Here is a 17,938-nt window from a genome sequence, read left to right on the forward strand (position 1 = left end):
TAAAAAAGCGATGATAAAGATACCGCATGACTTCCAAACAAAGCTAACTTTTATGTGTCCGGAATTTTATGACTGTAAACATAAAAAAGGGTGATTTTTAAAAGATTAGGGTTAGTTGATTGATAAAATTACGCCCAGGCCGTTGGATTTTCATGATGTCCTGATGACGGTAGTAGGCTTTATCAAAGACATTCTCTAGACGGAAACCGAGGTTGATTTTGAGCGTTGGACGGATGACAAAGATTTTCTGTATGGCTAGGTGGAAAATCGTAGCGGAAGGTGTAGTCTGTTCGCCGTATTGGGCAAAGTTGACGTGCCGCTGTGTACCGGCGGTTTGGGATTCAATATGGGCATAATAGTCTTTTTTTTGAAAATGCAGACCGTTGGTTGATGTAAATGGAGCAATCAGTGGCAATGCATGACCGCGGTGATCCAGTCCCCGGGTATACGTATTGGTACTACTCAGTGTCCAGAACGGATGGAGACTGATCTGCAATGCCTGTTCGAAACCATATAACTCAGCCTGTCCAATGTTTTGATATTGTTTTACGCCCAGTGCACCTATCGTCATGACCTGATGGTCAGATAATATCTGTCCAGCGATATAGTCGTTAAAAAAATAGGAGAAGGCATTGGCTTCAAGTCGAAGCCATGCAGACTGATAGCGTATACCTAGATCGGTATTGATCGATTTTTCTGTCGATAAGCGATTGTTGCCTAGGTAATCATAGCTATCCAATCGGTTGAAAATGTAAAAGGAATAGTACTCTTGCAGGGATGCGGCGCGCATGGCACGAGCAAGACCAACGGAAATATGCCAAAAGGTTGAAAGGGCATAAGATGCTTTTGCGTGCGTGTTAAACAGCCAATTTTGACGACCTGGATCACCGGCAATCATACCGGAAAGTTGTGTCTTGCCGGCTTCGCTGTAGATAGCTGATCCTTGATAAGCTATCGTTGCCATGAGCTGCAACTGCAGCTTGGGACTCAGGCTGATCTGATCGGAAATATCCAATGCCGTGAAATAGCGCTGGGCGTCGGGTAGGGTATACATGTACATAGGGGTTCCGGCATCGGGATACATAGTCATATCGGCAGTCATGCGGTTGCGGTAGCCACTGAACCGGGACTTGATCAGGTGCTTTTCATGGACTTTATAATGGATCTCACTGTATAGACCTCCTGTCCAGGATCTGCCAGGCATATCCATGTGCATGGTGATTTCTTCTGTCGGGCGCTTGGTGTCGTCCATGGCGTGGTCGACAAGGTTGTAATACAGCTTGTTTTCCCAATGTACGAGCCTGCCGTCGTGTTGATGGTAGGAGTGGCTCACGGATCCTATTTTTGCCTTGGCGTAGGCAACATCCATAGTTAATGCAGGGTAACCAATGTCTTTACCCTCATCCTGTATGTAGCTGGTAGTGATATGGTGATGTGCGTCGACCTGATAGGAAGCTTGGAGGGAGGCATTCCATTTTTGGTATTGTGAAAAAGGAATTGTGGTCTGGTTGGCAGCGGTATAATTTGAAGCTTTGCGTAGGATGGCGCTGGCCTGGACGGCAAAGCGTGTCTGGCTATATTGTAGTGTGGCTAAGGTCTGTAAGGCACCTGCATTACTTTCGTATCCTGTGCCGATGGTTCCGGTCACGGGGTGTGTTGCTGCCAAAGCTGCTTCTTGTAGCTTAAAATTAATCCCTCCGCCAATAGCACCACCATAATTGTCCATGCTAGGGCCAAAACGCGCTACGATACGCTTAAGGTTGGTCGGTTCGATGTATGAACTGATGGGATCCATCCGATCTGTACAGGCTCCGAATAGGTGCATCCCATCTATGGTTATGTTTACCTGGGCTGCATTGAGGCTGCGCATAGTGGGTTCCCAGGCATAGTTCCCACGGCGTATCATTTGTATGCCGGGTATATGCTCCAATATCTTGTCTGTAGGCTCTTGCAAAGAAGCTCGCTGCCTTTGCTGGTTGGCACTGGCAATATCGGCATGGTGGGAGATGCTGATCTCATCGAGGATAATTTGCTTGATGCTATCTGCTGGGAACGACCCTTGCTGTGCAAAAGTGATGGAATGTAGTGAAAATAACAGATATAAGCTGTATGCTGATCGTTTCATAATAGACGATTGAGAGCGGATAGTCGTTGCCGATCATCCAATCCGTGACAAATCATTAAAACTGTAAATCCAAGTATATGCCGTCGGCGACTAAGGCCCCATTTTTACTAAGCTTGACGTGTATGCGCCAATCACCCGTCATTGTAAAGTTTATTTTTCCGCTGTAATGGCCTTTGCCGATATGCTGCGGCTGCATATTATTGGGTGATCCGTGTCCCATGGAAGGCATCTCCGGTTCAAAGGAGAGTGTCAGATTTTCAGCAGGAGGGAAACTAGTGGCATCAACACGGTAATTGATTAAAAATTCCACATCATTCAATCCTACCTTGGGGTGCTGTGGCTGTACCAGACTGACGGTATATCGTATGTCGTCTTTACCAACAACTGTCTGCACGGTCTTGACATTATTCGGAGGGGAAATGGCCTCTATATTCAATACGGCTGTTTGACTATCCCAAGCTACTTCGAGCGTCCAGTTGCCCATCTCGCCAGAGGGCATGGTCAATACAACCGCTCCTTCGTGTAATCTGCTGTCTTTATTGTGAACGGGTTGTTCTACTGGGCTGCTGTGTGACATGCTATGCATATCCATCAAGGAGTGTATATGCACAGCGCTTTCCATGTATCCACCCGAGGCTTTTTCCATGCTTAAATAGACAGGATTATACCCCACTTGGAGCTTGGGCTGATCGCTCCAAAGGATTACTTTTGTTTCGTCTGCTGTCGTCGTCGAGGCGATCTGCTCTTTTTGAGGGATTAGAAAATCGCTGTTGTCATCTTTTGAACAGCTTGAAAAGAGAAATATCAAGAGAGCAAGACAATGTAGTAAATGATTTTTCATGTGATGTATTTTTAGCTACTTACGTATTTAAGCAGAGTATAGTCTATATTTAATCGAGACCAAGTTGTTGTTTGCCGGCTTCCGAGATCATGTCATAGTTCCATTCGGGATCCCATACGATATTGATGTTAATCTTGTGATCGGGAAAAGCACTTGTCAGGGCATGCATGACGCCTTGTTTTATGGCATCACCCAGTGGACAATGCGATGTAGAGAATGTCATGTCGATGTGGATGACGGCTGTTGAAGAAAAATTAACGGCATAAACTAATCCCAGGTCGATGATATTGACGCCCAACTCGGGATCGATTACCTGCATCAACGTGACTTGTGCTTTTAGTTGCTCTTTGGCATACGGATTATTAAGTGTGATGTTCATGATGGATACGGGATTTGTGAAAAATAACAGTGGCTACATTGTAGCAATAGAGTAGTGCAAGTAATACCCATAGTGCAGTGGCTATTTGTAGAAACCAAGTGAGATTAATGACCATACCTAAACATAAGGCACCGACAGCTATCACAAAAAGGTAGGATTGGTAGGTGATCAGCTTTTGGCTATAGAGATTCTTCGGTAGCGGTATCTGGACGTTCCCATGTACATCTTTGTACAGGTTGTTCCATACGATGAAGGGCAGCGTCTTGAATGTTTTGCTAATGATAATCCCGGTTATCCAGCCAAGAAAGATCAAGATTCCATAAAGATTAACCCATTTGGTATCTGCGTAAACAAATGTCATTAGGAGTGCTCCGATTGCCAACGGCTTGAAAGCAAAGCTGAGCAGCGTCTGTTTCATAAGCAAGTCTATTTTCTTCCTGATACGCTTTATGTAGGCTTCGGCGATATATATACCCCACAGGATGATACCGATACTGATCAAGAGTATATGGATGAATACCACACCATTTATTTGACGGAAATAGGCATGAAATAAAAACAAGACCAATCCCAGATTTTGTAAGATCAGTGCGAGGTAAAGTAACCAAGAACGCTTGGATTTTCCCAATAGAAACATGGGAACGAGCTTCGCGCTTACGCCACAGATCAACTGCAGGAACCAACCTACAATGCCGGCATGGGCATGTAACTTGAGCATATCCATATGGTTTCGTGGAATAAATGTATAGGTAAGGTTGATGGCCAACAGTAATCCGGCTACAGTCGTCAGCAACAGCCAGACCGCCGAACTGACAATAAAATATTGGTAGACGGTGGATTTACTGGAGCAAATAACCGTAGCACAGACGTTATACAGATAGAGACATGTGGACAGCACCACAATTGTGCCAGCGGTAATCAGCCAAGGACCTGCTTGAAATACCCAAAAACACCAAACCAATAGGATGGTACCCACTAATAGGAACAGATAAGAGGTAAAGGCAAGTCTATGGCTGTAAAGATCGCCTTCGCAGAGCACAGGCAATAATTGATAAACGGCGCCAAGGATAATCATGGTGCTCCAACCCAAAACGACAGCATGTACAATTGCTAAAAGATGTGGATGGAAGTGATGACCTGTTAGTTCGGCGGATGATATAAATAGCATGATACTAAAGCCGAGGAAAAAGACAGCCGCCGTGGCATAAAAAGGTATGACTGCTAAGCTTTTGGGTGCGCGATGTACAAATAGATCTGCCATATCTGATTTTTTATTCAGCTTCATAAGATATAAGTAGACGGATATCCTCATCGGCGTATTCGCACAGCAGGATTTCATATGGCGTGCCTTCTAGTTCTTCTAATAAATGTAGTGGTACACGTTTGTGGTATACATGTATAATTTCATCCGGTTTCAACTTCGCTATGGCATGAAGAATAGCTTCCATAGGTTGTGGCATCGGTAATGCCCGTACGTCAAGTTCGATTCGATATTGTGGTTCGTATGCCGTCAATTTTTTCTCAAAAGATGAAGAGGCTTGCATCACGATGTGCTCATTTGATATTTTTCCGGGCTTTGCTGTAGCGGCTTCTTTAAAAAACCAAGTATGATGCAGCGTATCGGATAGTGACTGTATATAATAACTAGTTCCTTTTTTGCCCAATACCTGAACTAATGGATAGGGGATAAAGCTGTTGATAATACAGAGTGCATGCCCGATCGGTAACTGTTGGTAACGTAGCATAATTGCTTTTAAGGGGTCATCTCCCTGATCGATGATCTGCCGTACATCGAATTGGTCGATTTGAGGTTCGGAGAGTGAACTGAACCATACGGGGGCACTCCCCCCGGTATGGTTTTCAGTTTCCTCCTGGTCTATTGTGGTTATGATAAAGCCTAAAGGTTCCAGCACACGTTTGAAATCGGCTATCGTACAGCCGCCAATAGCCGCCGCTTCAGCTACCGTTACCCGGGGAGCCATCAGGTGTCGCAAGATCGGATTTTTCAGTTTTTGAAATGGTTTGGCGATCGAAGCAATGGCCGCTATGCTATCGCTGTTGGCTTTGATGATAGCGGATATCTTGGTGTGTGGGGTGATCTTCATGATAGTCGATATTATGTGGTTTGTTTTGCTATCTCGATAGTTTTCGGAAATAGGATGTTGTTTTCCAAGTGGATATGTTGGAAAAGATCCGTTTCAAATTCCTTTATTTTTTCGTAAAGGTAAGTATATGAATTACAGGCATTGGCGGGCAGGGTATAGTCTTTTGTCAGTGCCCTGAATCGTCGTAGTTCTTCCCCTGCGGATTCGTGCTCATGTTCCATCGCCTGTATGATTTCTTCAATCTGTCGTTCTGTATACCCGCCTTTATCGGATTGTTTGATGAATGGGAATAGTTTTTTCTCTTCTTTTTTAAGATGCTGATAGAGGTCTTCCATCAGATTGTGTAATTCTTCGGCAAGTGTAATGAGCTCGTTGTGTTCAGCTCCATGGCGTACGGCAACCTTATCGGCCAGCTGCTCAATAATCGGCCCTTGCTCACGGACATACTTGTGGTGGATATGGTAAATGTAGTCGGCTAAAAATCCGGGATCCCAAGCGGAAAAATCATGTTGTGTACCGTTTGATGGTATTGATGTGGTGTTTTCCAGCTCTTGAAGCAGTTGCTCTTTGTTCAAACCAACGGATTGAGCAGCTTCTTGCAGTGTTTTTTTTCCGCCGCAGCAGAAATCAATACCGAGCTTTTTGAACACTTCTGCCTTCCTGATATCTTTCGCCGCTATCTCACCTACGGTAGGTGAAGCGTCTTTTGTGGCAGGTTTGGCAATGCTGACACGCCAATATTCTGGACCTGATTCCAGATATTCCCAAGTAAAGATATTTCCGCGTTCGCCTAGGAGCTGGTAATATAAAGGCTTGGGATCATGGTCATTAAGAATGCAAAAACTTTCACCTTGCTCCAAGCTATCGAAATGATCGAAAATGGTGGGATGTTTGAGCCTCGGCTCAATACGTGTTACATCTAAAACTGTTGTTTTTATCATGACTATATATATTTAATGTATAATTTTTAATTTCTTAACCTTCTAACCCTTTAACCCCTTAATCTTTCCACTTCGGCTTTACAAATCTTTTTTTCTAAAAAAGCGCATGGACAACCACAACGGTATACCCATCCAGAACACCATAACGACGGCTGTGATGGCCATGCCTGCATCTGTACCGAAGAAACTGCGGAATATGGCGCCGGTATAACCCATCATTGCCGATAGATCTACCTGAAGTAATATTAGGATTCGGCAGAGATCAATTGGATTGAGCATGGATACCGCGATCATTGCGCTTTCAATCGGATAATCAGAAAACTGAAACAAGAGAAAGAGTACAAGGGCATCAAACAACAGGGCGAAATACAACCACAGGAGGATGGCTAATCCGATCCCCTTAGCTTTATCCCGGATACGAACTGCCGCCCAAAGGGCGATAGAAACGAAAATGATCGATAATGCCATTCCGCTGATGATCAGTATGATGCCGGAAATGCTATAGGAATAAAGCAGTATAGGAACTCCAACGCCGATAAAGAAAGCTAATGCCATTGCGCCTGCTAGACCAATGAAGATGCTTACCCAGATACTTTGTCGTCGAAGCGGTTGGCTGACCAATAGTTCGATAAATTCGCTACTATTGTACAGATAGATGGTCGGAAAAACCGTGCTAACCAAGGGTACTACAAGCAATACAATGTTAAGTAGGCTTACTACGCCTTTGTCGGTATTGTCTTCTATGCTAAAAATACTGATCGATAGGGCCAGTAACACAAACGTGTAGACTATGATGGTACGGCTGCTAAGAATATCTGCTATGACGTATTTGATGATCTTCTTCATGTTTTCTGTTGCAATAGAAGGTTATTGATGCGACATGACGTGCGCAATGGCTTTGGAAAGTCTGTCGGTACCGGTGGATGCTTTGAGTGTATCAAGTGTTTCGTGAAAACGAGGCTTACCATCTTGCATGTAAATTACTTCCGAAACGAGATCGTCAAGCTCACTCAGCACATGAGAGGTAATGATGATTAATTTGTCTTTTTGTTTTTCTGCACGTATTTTTTCTTTTAAGATTTCGGTAGAAAGGGGATCAAGTCCGGCAGTGGGCTCATCGAGTATGAGTACGCTTGGATTAAATATAAAAGCCAAGCATGCGCTTACTTTTTGACGTGTGCCTCCGGATAACGTTCGCATTCTTTTATCCATTATCTGCGCGATCTGGAAGGCTGTAACTAGGTCTGTATCCAATTCGTGTTCAGACATCTTACGGATATCCTTCATCATGTCGAGTACCTGACCTACAGTCATGTTTTCGGGATACCGACCGATCTGTGGCATATAACCAATCTCTTTTCGGTATTCCCATTTATGTGCCGTATCTTTTTCCTTAAAAAGGATTTTCCCTGACTGCGGTACGACCATACCTAAAATAGTTTTGATCAATGTGGTCTTACCGCTTCCGTTAGGGCCGATTAATGCGATGCATTGGCCGCCTTTTAGTGAAAGGTTGACATTGTTCAAGACAGTGATCTTCCCGAATCGCTTGTGTACGTGCTGTATCTGGATCATAATGCTACTAATTTCATTAGTGGACTGTCGTCTTTGAGATGTTCTGGAGTTAAGCTCGGTAGCACGCGTTCAGTGCGGTCAAATAACGTGACCATAAAACTTCGAAAAAGTAACATTGCAGTCGGATACCGCTCGACGATCATGGAAAAGAGGCTGACTGGCCGGTAGGGTACATCGCCCTGACCGTCTTTATCGAGGTCATATCCTTCGTATTTGTCCCAATAATTGCGCTCAATACGATTGAGCATTAAACTACCATTGGTGGCTACATCAAATGTGTTGCAAACGAAATTGTTGGATGTCAATACATTGTCCATACAACTGGACTGTATTTTGAGCCCCCATCCGTTGCCTTGGAACAAATTGTAGACAATCTGCATACGGTTACTTCCTTCCATAAAAATCCCTGTTGTATTATGTGAAAAGGTATTATGTAGGATGTGGCTGTCGGTAATGTCTTTAAGTAAGAGGGCATATGCCGCATCTCCCCAGTTTTCTTCGAATATATTATGTTCCATCCGGACGCGCTTGGTGTACATGACTGCGACACCGGCACCGTTGTGGCGAAAGGTGTTATGATAGTAACCATTGTCGTGCGAAAACATAAAATGGAGACCGTACCGGAGGTTTTTCAGGGACAGATTGTTTCGTACATCGGTATGGGTCACAAATTCGAGATAGATACCGTCACGGTGTCCCGTGATTTGATTGCCGCTAATCTCTAGACTGTCAGATTTCCAGGCATGTATGCCGTTACCGGTTAATTGTTCCGTTTTACCGTAGGCCTGTAATCTGTTATTTTGAAACATACATTTTTTAGAAGCTTGTACATAGATGCCGAAGAAATTGTCTTTTAGGATATTGTCAATAAGCGTAACGTGATGGGTGTCGTAGATTTTAATCCCTGCGATGTCGTTGATTGAAGATTGGCCCGACCGTTTCACTGTTAGTCCTTTGATCGTAACATGTGACGAATAGATAGCTATCGGCTCGTATTTTTTTTCACCATCGATAATGGGATTACCTACCCCAATAATAACGATTTTTTTACGAATTTGAAGGTTTCCTTCCCGATAGAGGCCTGCGTGCACATACAATGTGTCCCCATCGGTGGCCTGTTCAATGGCCTGACGGATGGACCTTACAGCTTTTTGCTTGCCGATATGAATGGTAGCGGCACAAGAGGTGCCGGCTACCATTAGGCAAACACATAAATTTAATATATACAGGAGGTATCCATTCATGATATAAAAAGTTTATTTCCAGAGATCATCCCAAGTGAGTACATCGCCTGTGTGCTGTGCGCGTGCTTGCGCCAGATCTTTTTCGGTAGCGAAAGCAGCTATGTTTCCACGCATTGGGCTTTTGAGCGATTCACTTTTTAAAAGGAGCATTTTTTCGGCAGGCAATAGTTCGTTGTCATTGCTATAGTCGGGAAGGTAAAAGCCAGCGACATCATCGCGCTTCACCGTTCCTTCTTTAACAAATGCAATCATGCACTGAACGTCGTCAAAATTATAAGCGCGACCTTTTTTTGTTACCAACTGTGTTCCAAAACGTGCGTCGCTGACCGTCATCTTACAGTAGGCACATTGATCTTGTCCGTATCGAATCGGCTTAGGGCCGGCGCTGCTGTTGCAGGCCTGCACACTTAGAAACAGTAGGGATATCAGTCCAATGGTATACGATAATATGTTTTTTGGTTTCATCTGTTTATTTTATTTATTGTTTTTAATCAGGTCGTCTTCATGGTATTAAATTTTGTTCGTTGAAAATTGCCATTCACGGTACACGCAATAACATAAAAGCAAACCACAGGTGATCACTATCCAGCCCCCAATGTCAGGTATAGAATAGGTGCCGAAGTTGAGTAGCTGCTTGTAGCCGATCAATGGAGGTTGGTAAGCCATGCCAGGTACTTTGATGGGAGCATCATCACTCAGGTTGTGACCGTAATCGTATTCCCAAAACCAAAAATCGACTATGGCTACGATGCCAAATACAAGAAAAGCAGCCAATAAGATGTATATCCACTTGCGTCGGGCCATGAGTCCGGCTACGATAAATGCGAGGGCGTATATTCCTATAATATAAGGTAATACCGTGAATTCTACGAAATCATCGGCATGTAAGGTTTTCATGCCGATGTAGTGATTAAGCCCATTAATAATCTCGACCTGCCCGTCTAATTTATAGCTGTAGATATGGAGCTCTAAGCCTTCCGGATATTGGGCAGCATCAAGTTCGATCCGCCATATCGGCAGAAAAATCACCGCAAGCAGCGCGATACCACATATCAGAAGTATGATGCGGTGTATTGATTTTATGGGATGGTATGCTTTCACGTTATTCTGATTTATTGGGTATCTGTAGGTTGATTCGTGCCGACACTAAATGTGATAGGGACATTGCTTCCCTTTGGAGATACACGTACATAACCCGACATTTCCTGATGTAGCGCACTACAGAAATCGGTACAGTACATGGGGAAAATTCCGATACGGTCTGGTACCCATTTCAAGGTTTGCGTTTCTCCGGGCATGATCAATAGTTCCCCATTATTGGCTCCCTTGATTGCAAACCCATGTGGCATATCCCAATCTTGTTCGATATTGGTAACATGGAAGTAAACTTCGTCGCCCATTTGGATGCCTTCTATATTGTCAGGGGTAAAGTGTGAACGGATGGTTGTGACGTAGACATGGACTTTATTACCGTTTCGTTCTACTTTTGCAGCGGACTCGCCGTTAGTAAAATACGGATGCTTATTTTCTTCCAGTTTGAAGATCTTGACGGATTTATCTTTTACTTTCTCGGCTCGTATAGCTTGGGCATAATGTGGTTCGCCTATGGTCGGAAAATCGAGGATAAGTTGCATCTTATCACCTGTGATATCGTAGATTTGTGCACTATGGGCTAACTCCGGTCCGGTTGGCAAGAACCGATCTTTTGTAATTTTGTTGTAAGCGACGACGTATTTCGCATCCGGGTTTTTAGTGTCACCACCTGGGATCATTAAGTGCCCTACAGAATAGAAGGTCGGCACCCGATCGAGTATTTTTAGATCTTTAATATTCCATTTAACAAGTTCGGATGATACGAAGAAGGACGTAATGGCATTTCCTTTTCCATCAAACTCGGTATGTAATGGACCTAGACCTGGTTTTTCGACTTCACCATGTAATGCAGCTTCATATTTGATGACGGGTATGCCTGCAAATTCGCCTTCGAAGGATTTGCTCTCGATTGCTTTCTGTATCTTACTGAAGGAGAACACCGGAATCAAAGCAGCTAATTTTCCACTGCTGACAATATATTCTCCGGTAGGATCAACGTCTACACCGTGGGGCGATTTAGGACAGGGAATGAAGTAGCAAAGTCCTTCGAGTTCAGCCGAATTTAATACAATAACCTCATTTTTGATCGTAGAAGTAGACGTATGACTGGTCTCGTCATAAATGTTGTGCGCATATTTAACGTTGCTTACTTTTTTACCTTTACCGGCCTTTAGATATTCTTCTGCTTTTTTCCAATTGACCGCCAGGACAAAATCTTTATCATTTTTAGAAGCATTCACTTCCAAAAGGGTGCTGGCCAGTTCGGTATTGTAGGTCGAAAAGAAAAACCATCCATGGGATACTCCTTTGCCCGCTCGACTTAGATCAAAATTTACACCGGGAGTTTCGATCTGAAAAGCGATGTCCATATGGCCGTTGTCTTTATTGACGCTGACAAAACTAAGGGTGCCTTTGAAATTCTTTTTGTAGGTATTGATGGGTGTATCGCTATCGTCGCCATCCATCGGTACACTGAAACGGGTACCGGCCACGACGTATTCCGTGTTTTCGGTGATGTAGGGCGAGGAATGATTCCCCCCGCTGTTTGGAAGTTCTAGGATCTCCGCAGTGCGGAAGGTCGTGAGGTCGATACGTGCTATCCGTGGCGTATTGTTGCCATTGACAAATACCCAACGGCCATCGTAATCACCATCTGTCTTGGACAGTTGCACGTGGTGAAGGTCATCCCAAGGTACGGTGCCGTGTGATGTTTCTAACATGGGCTTGGTCTCTTCGCTAAAGCCCCATCCTTTCTCGGGATCGAGTGAAAAAACTGGTATAACGCGCAGCAATCTGCCGGAAGGGAGACCATACACCGAGAGCTGTCCACTGAAACCTCCGGATACAAAATTGTAAAATTCGTCATACTGTCCTGGTGCGACATAGGTTTTTTCCGCGGCACCTGCACTGACCGCACTACCTGCTCCTTTGGGCTTACAGCCTTCGAATGTTGTCGCTATTCCAAATAGGGCAATCATCAAGAGGAGAAATTGTTTTGATTTCATAATATATCTGATTTGTGATTACTTCGTGAGCTCGCAAGCTCGGTTATTCATGAATTATTGTGCGCCGTCATTCTGACGCATGAACTCCAAGATCTTACGGGCATCATCGTCGCTTAGATTTTGGTTAGGCATACGAACTAGACAGAGTTCAAGCTGTGCTTGCAATTCGGGATCTTTGTCGATCATGGGATCCGGATTGGTGATGAAATTCATGATCCAATGAGGTTCATGCTTTTTTGTTACTCCACTCCAACCGGGGCCTACGAGTTTCTCGTCTGTATATTTGTGGCAACTGGCACATTTGAGGTTGGCAATGCTGTGTCCCTCTGCTGCCATTTTTACATCTAATCTGTCGCCGATATCGACTTTGTCAAATTTGCCTTCACCTCGTTTTGGATCGTAATCGGATGTTGTCGGACTGTCACTTTCGGGTGCGGAAGTACTGCTCGTCTGCTGTTGGTTGCTATTTGAAGAACAGGCATATAGCATTATACCCATCGCAATTACAACTAGTAACTTTTTCATAACTTTTTTAATTTGTATATCTCTTTTTAATATTTGATTTATTCCAGATTCAACAATAGCCCTCCTGTTGTCATCCCGACCCATGTGGAGGGATCTATATAGATGTATCTTTAATTATTGCTAAATAGTGTAATACAAAGGTAAGAGCCGATTGGAGGGGCATTTTATGCGTGGAATCATAAAGCGATATACGATGTGAATAATTTCTGTTTTTGTTATATAAAAATGTTTGTTAGTTGTTGTTTATTAGTGTGTTATGTTGTATTTTGATTGTAATCATATCGAATTGTGACGAGTGTCAGGATCTCCATATACATATCTCCTTAACTTCGTATTGTTACCCATTTAATAACGGCCGTATGATACCTGTAGAATTACTGTTAAAAAGGGGAGCAGCTTACCGTAAAGTGGCTGCAGGTGATGTTATTTTCAATGAAGGAGCCGTTGCGGCCTATTATTACCAACTAACGGAAGGGCGGGTGCGATGGTGTACCGTCAACGCCGATGGCCGGGAAATACTCCATAAGGTAATTGATCCGGGAGAGAGTTTTGGTGAGTTCCCGTTATTTGATGACAAACCGTATGCAGCGAGTGCTATCGCGGATAGCCCCTGTACGATGCTGCGGTTATGTAAATCTACTTTCCATGGGCTTTTAAAGGAATTCCCAGAGATTCATTTCGCATTTACCCAATCTTTGGTGAGTGATCTCCGATTTAAGTTTATGCTCACGAGTATTTTATCAAGCAATAGTCCGGAGAATGTCGTATCTAATCTGATCCATTATTTCAATGATCGCGGCAAGTTGATCTGCCAGGAATGTAATCGTCTGCTCCTAACCCGACAGCAGCTTGCCAATATGACTGGACTGCGTGTAGAAACGGTTATACGTGCTATTAAGCAAATGGAAAGGGAGGATAGGCTTAGTATAGTGAAAGGTAAGGTCTTTATTCCGGCCGATGGGATGTGATCGGAAAGTATGTTTCTAGTCATAAAATGAGATCCTGATGAATTGTAATTTGCGCCTATGATCGCTTTGTTAAATAGAATGACAATAAGACGATGGGCATGGATAGGCCTGTTTAATCTGTTTTGTGTTGCTTCTCTTGGTTTGTTGATGCGACTGAAATTCTTAATGCCATTACCATGGATGGATCAAAAGAATTTTATGCATGCACACTCACACTTCGCGTTTTCGGGGTGGGTATCTCATATACTGATGGTACTAATTGTAACGAGTATGTATGGTAAGGTAGGTAAAGATACATTGCCTCTAAAATACCAGTGTATAATTTTAGCTAATGTACTGCTGGCATTTGCGATGTTGATCAGTTTTTCCTTGCATGGCTATGGTATGTATTCTATTGTTTTTTCGACGTTATCGCTGCTGATATCTTATGTTTTTGCTTTTTACTGTTGGCGTGATCTGGATGAGACCAAGATTGGCCGTATAGCGCTGTATTGGTTTCGTGCGGCACTGTTTTTTTTAGTATTTTCATCGCTAGGCACATTTTTTTTGGCGTACTTAAGGGCTACTCATATCATTGATACCCGAAAGCAACTTGCTTCGGTATATTTTTATTTGCACTTTCAATATAACGGTTGGTTCTTCTTTGCTTGCATGGGGCTATTTAGTTATTGGTTACATGTAAAAGGGATTATCCTACATCATGCCAAGACTTTTTTCTTTCTGTTTTTCTTTTGCGTGTTACCGACATATTTGTTGTCCGTACTTTGGTTGAATATTCCCGCATGGCTATATCTACTGCTTGGCGTAATAGTTATCGTGCAGTTGTTGGCATGGACGGTATACGTATATGCTGTTGTAAAGGCTGTCAGAAAAGTTGATGATAGAACGTCTGTCGTGGCATGGATGCAGGGAGGTGTTCTGCTTGCTGTCTTCGTTAAATTGCTGCTGCAGGCCTTGTCTGCAATTCCATCGCTCAGCCAATTGGTATATGGTTTCCGACCGGTTGTAATTGCTTATCTGCACCTGGTTTTATTGGTCATAATTACCCTGTTTGTCATTTCGTATATCTATCAGATGAATATATTGCATATTAGGCGGAGTACTGTATACTGGACTGTAATTATGATAGTGGGTATTGTAAGTAATGAACTTTTGCTTGCACTACAAGGTGTTTCGTCATTGATTGGTTTTTTTATACAGCATATATCCCTCGGATTGGCTGTGGTATCAGCTATGATAGTGTGCGGAATAGCGGGTGTTTTTTGGTCGGTGAGGGAATAGGGATTGCAGACAATTAAAAAAATAATCGGCACCTGATCTTTGTATAACTGGTTCTTTACGTCAAATTCTCCAAATAGGATTTTAATTCAGACATTAAAGTGCCAAATCGCACATCGATCGTATTGAAGATACGCTCCAACTCTTCCATAGAAGCATTCGATTTTGCTAAGGTTTCAAGTTCTTGAAAATTGATCCGCATCTCAGAAGCGCCGATGTATTCCATAGTAGGTTTAATGTGGTGGGCGTACCGGGCGATATCAGCCTTATTTTTGCCCAACACCGCGACAGTTAGATTTCCAAAATCAACGGGCAGCTGATGAAGATAAAGTCCCAGAAACTGTTTGATCATTTCGGTATTATTCATCATCGAGGATTGTACGAGCTCGGGTTTTATGATTTGATACGTCATTATATTTTGTTAACCTGTAAAGGATCGCTGCAAAGATGTAATAATTCTTCGTTGGTCTGTTTCAGTATAGGATGTACTTCCTGAGGCGCTATTTCTACTAGCGGGATTAATGTGAACTTGCGTAAATGTAAATAAGGATGGGGGATTTTTAGGAAAGGTTCGTCCAGGACTTCTGAATTATAATACAGGATGTCAATATCAATTATGCGTGCCCCCCATTTTTCTTTCCTGACGCGTCCTAAAGTGTCTTCGATTTTTTGGCATATAGCAAGCGTTTCATGTGGATCGAAACGGGTGCCTAGGCTAATAACTTTATTTAAAAATTTTGGTTGTTCCTCTACGCCCCAGGCTTCTGATTCATATACTGCAGATTCGGATTGTAATGCACCTATATTTTCTATCAATAGTTTTTGTGCTAATTCGAGTTGTTTTAAAGGGGATCCAAGATTGGCTCCTAATAGGAGAAATACGAAGTTCATAGAATATTACTTGATTATATATCTTTAAATGCTGTAAAAATCAAATATATTCCTTTAATTTATAACATTAAAATATATTTTAAATGGATTTTTTAAAACACATATTTGCCACCATAATTGGTGTGCTGATCACCTTCGTGATTATTTTCTTTGTTGTTCTGGTATTTATTGGTGCATTGGTACAACAGTCGACTTCCCAATCGGCCGTCGCGGTGCCTGATAATTCAGTACTGTACATGAGTCTAAACCATGATATCGTCGAAAAAACGGAATCCAATCCGCTGGGCGACCTTAATATTCCGGGATATGGAACGGCTAAATCAATAGGGCTCAATGACATATTGACTAGAATAAAGGCGGCAAAAGAAGACAATAATATCAAAGGGATATACCTGAATCCTTCTACCGTCAATGTTGGATTTGCGAGTTTAAAAGAAATACGTGATGCCTTAGTAGATTTTAAGACGTCAAAAAAGTTTATTGTAGCCTATAGCGAAGGCTATTCACAGAAGGCATATTATCTGGCTTCGGTAGCGGATAAGATTTACGTTAATCCACAGGGAGCAATAGATTTTAGAGGTTTAAGTTCTTCTGTCGTATTTATGAAAGATGCGCTGGATAAATTAGGTGTAGAAATGCAGGTGGTAAAGGTAGGGACTTATAAATCTGCAGTAGAGCCGTTCCTGCTGAACGAGATGAGCCCGGCGAATCGCGAACAGGTTACATCTTATTTGAATAGTATCTATTCTTCATTTTTAAAGGATATAGCGGAAGGAAGACAGATTGCTGTTGATTCTTTGGATCATATCGCTGATGCGTATCTCGTGCGTAACGCAGATGATGCCGTAAATTATAAGTTCGCTGATGCGAAACTATATAAAGATGAATTGCTGGACGAAATTAAAGATCGCCTGAAGATTGCTAAAGATAAGGATATCTCGGCCGTATCATTATTGGCTTATTCGCCTAAAGGGAAGGTAAACAACTCGAAAAATAAAATTGCGGTGTTGTATGCGTACGGAAATATTGTTGACGGAGAAGGATCTATCGGTTCAATTGGGGGAGATAAATTATCCAGGGAGTTACGTAAATTGAGAAAGGATGACGATATCAAAGGGATCGTACTGCGGGTGAATTCGCCCGGGGGATCTGCATTGGCTTCGGATATGATATGGCGAGAGGTGGATCTAATACGAAAAGTGAAACCGGTAATGGTTTCTATGGGTGATTATGCCGCATCGGGCGGTTATTATATTGCAGCAGCAGCTGATTCCATTTTTGCCGAAGAAAATACCCTCACAGGTTCTATCGGTGTGTTCGGTGTGATTCCTAATTTTAAAGGCTTATTGAATGACAGGCTGGGGATACACGTAGATGAGGTATCGACTGGCAAATTTTCTAACTTAATGTCGGATGTGGATAGGCCAATGACAGCGGAAGAAAGATCTATTGTACAGATGGAGGTTGGACGCGTATATAATACTTTTATGCAACGGGTAGCTGATGGAAGAAAAATTTCGGTAGAGCGGGTGGACAGTATAGGTCAAGGACGGGTATGGACGGGAAGTCAAGCATTGGAGCTGGGATTGGTGGACAAGATTGGTGATGTACATCGAGCGGTGCAGGCTGCAGCATATAAAGCTAAATTAGCAGATTATGCCATTATTGAACTTCCGGAAAAAGATGATCCGTTGAGCAGTATCTTTTTGACATCAAAGGAGAAATTAAAGACATGGCTATTTGCCGAAGAAATCGGCGATTATCATAAATATGTGTTTGAAATTCGAAATGCATTACAAAATACCGGTATACAGGCACGGATACCGTATACGATAGAAATATATTAATCGATCTTAAAAAAGGCATTGCATTGGAAACAATTGTATGCTTTTTTATTGGATTATAATTGCATATAAAAGCAAATTACAAGTAGTGTTTTTTTTACAGGTGTTTGTGAATGCAAAGCAT

General features: G+C 42.8%; 18 protein-coding genes. 3 read left to right on the forward strand and 15 right to left on the reverse strand.

Annotation, left to right across the window (positions count from 1 at the left end):
• Positions 1-97: 97 nt before the first annotated feature.
• The 13 genes from FAZ15_RS15140 to FAZ15_RS15195 form a co-directional block, all read right to left on the reverse strand.
• A complete protein-coding gene (locus tag FAZ15_RS15140; RefSeq protein ID WP_136902166.1) occupies positions 98-2,125 on the reverse strand; it encodes a TonB-dependent receptor plug domain-containing protein in 2,028 nt (675 codons plus the stop codon).
• 55 nt (positions 2,126-2,180) lie between these two features.
• Positions 2,181-2,966, reverse strand: coding sequence for a FixH family protein (locus FAZ15_RS15145; protein ID WP_136902167.1), 786 nt, complete (start codon positions 2,964-2,966; stop codon positions 2,181-2,183).
• A gap of 49 nt (positions 2,967-3,015) precedes the next feature.
• The gene (locus tag FAZ15_RS15150) at positions 3,016-3,345 is read right to left on the reverse strand and encodes a metal-sulfur cluster assembly factor (RefSeq protein ID WP_136902168.1); all 330 of its coding nucleotides are present in this window, start codon (positions 3,343-3,345) and stop codon (positions 3,016-3,018) included.
• Positions 3,329-4,606, reverse strand: a complete 1,278-nt coding sequence (locus FAZ15_RS15155; RefSeq protein ID WP_136902169.1) for a hypothetical protein — start codon at positions 4,604-4,606, stop codon at positions 3,329-3,331. The genes FAZ15_RS15150 and FAZ15_RS15155 overlap by 17 nt, the downstream gene beginning before the upstream one ends.
• Before the next feature lie 10 nt (positions 4,607-4,616).
• Entirely contained in the window at positions 4,617-5,450 is an 834-nt protein-coding gene (locus tag FAZ15_RS15160; RefSeq protein ID WP_136902170.1) for a DUF2249 domain-containing protein, read from the reverse strand.
• Positions 5,451-5,461: 11 nt separating this feature from the next.
• On the reverse strand, positions 5,462-6,391 hold the full coding sequence (gene ric, locus FAZ15_RS15165; protein ID WP_136902171.1) for an iron-sulfur cluster repair di-iron protein: 930 nt from the start codon (positions 6,389-6,391) through the stop codon (positions 5,462-5,464).
• Positions 6,392-6,469: 78 nt separating this feature from the next.
• Positions 6,470-7,237, reverse strand: coding sequence for an ABC transporter permease subunit (locus FAZ15_RS15170; RefSeq protein WP_136902172.1), 768 nt, complete (start codon positions 7,235-7,237; stop codon positions 6,470-6,472).
• Positions 7,238-7,258: 21 nt separating this feature from the next.
• Positions 7,259-7,966, reverse strand: coding sequence for an ABC transporter ATP-binding protein (locus FAZ15_RS15175; RefSeq protein WP_136902173.1), 708 nt, complete (start codon positions 7,964-7,966; stop codon positions 7,259-7,261).
• A complete protein-coding gene (locus FAZ15_RS15180; RefSeq protein WP_136902174.1) occupies positions 7,963-9,210 on the reverse strand; it encodes a nitrous oxide reductase family maturation protein NosD in 1,248 nt (415 codons plus the stop codon). Before FAZ15_RS15180 ends, FAZ15_RS15175 begins: the two co-directional genes overlap by 4 nt.
• 12 nt (positions 9,211-9,222) lie before the next feature.
• Positions 9,223-9,675 (reverse strand): nitrous oxide reductase accessory protein NosL, encoded by a 453-nt coding sequence (locus FAZ15_RS22720; RefSeq protein ID WP_202912417.1) that lies wholly within the window; start codon positions 9,673-9,675, stop codon positions 9,223-9,225.
• Between the two features lie 45 nt (positions 9,676-9,720).
• Complete coding sequence (locus FAZ15_RS22725; RefSeq protein WP_238387273.1) at positions 9,721-10,311, reverse strand: hypothetical protein; 591 nt, start codon at positions 10,309-10,311, stop codon at positions 9,721-9,723.
• Positions 10,312-10,322: 11 nt separating this feature from the next.
• Entirely contained in the window at positions 10,323-12,308 is a 1,986-nt protein-coding gene (nosZ, locus tag FAZ15_RS15190) for a Sec-dependent nitrous-oxide reductase (RefSeq protein ID WP_136902175.1), read from the reverse strand.
• Positions 12,309-12,362: 54 nt separating this feature from the next.
• Positions 12,363-12,833 (reverse strand): c-type cytochrome, encoded by a 471-nt coding sequence (locus FAZ15_RS15195; RefSeq protein WP_136902176.1) that lies wholly within the window; start codon positions 12,831-12,833, stop codon positions 12,363-12,365.
• A gap of 359 nt (positions 12,834-13,192) precedes the next feature.
• On the opposite strand from FAZ15_RS15195, the gene FAZ15_RS15200 reads away from it, so the two are divergent.
• Positions 13,193-13,801, forward strand: a complete 609-nt coding sequence (locus FAZ15_RS15200) for a Crp/Fnr family transcriptional regulator (RefSeq protein ID WP_136902177.1) — start codon at positions 13,193-13,195, stop codon at positions 13,799-13,801.
• A 78-nt stretch (positions 13,802-13,879) separates the two neighbouring features.
• Entirely contained in the window at positions 13,880-15,082 is a 1,203-nt protein-coding gene (locus FAZ15_RS15205; protein WP_136902178.1) for a hypothetical protein, read from the forward strand.
• 55 nt (positions 15,083-15,137) lie between these two features.
• Here FAZ15_RS15205 and FAZ15_RS15210 read toward each other — a convergent pair whose 3' ends face one another.
• The gene (locus FAZ15_RS15210; RefSeq protein WP_136902179.1) at positions 15,138-15,491 is read right to left on the reverse strand and encodes an Hpt domain-containing protein; all 354 of its coding nucleotides are present in this window, start codon (positions 15,489-15,491) and stop codon (positions 15,138-15,140) included.
• Entirely contained in the window at positions 15,491-15,970 is a 480-nt protein-coding gene (gene folK, locus FAZ15_RS15215) for a 2-amino-4-hydroxy-6-hydroxymethyldihydropteridine diphosphokinase (RefSeq protein ID WP_136902180.1), read from the reverse strand. Before folK ends, FAZ15_RS15210 begins: the two co-directional genes overlap by 1 nt.
• Positions 15,971-16,053: 83 nt before the next feature.
• On the opposite strand from folK, the gene sppA reads away from it, so the two are divergent.
• Positions 16,054-17,817 (forward strand): signal peptide peptidase SppA, encoded by a 1,764-nt coding sequence (gene sppA / locus FAZ15_RS15220; protein ID WP_136902181.1) that lies wholly within the window; start codon positions 16,054-16,056, stop codon positions 17,815-17,817.
• Positions 17,818-17,938: the final 121 nt, after the last annotated feature.

The organism is Sphingobacterium olei, assembly GCF_005048855.1.
GTDB classification, from domain to species: Bacteria; Bacteroidota; Bacteroidia; order Sphingobacteriales; family Sphingobacteriaceae; genus Sphingobacterium; species Sphingobacterium olei.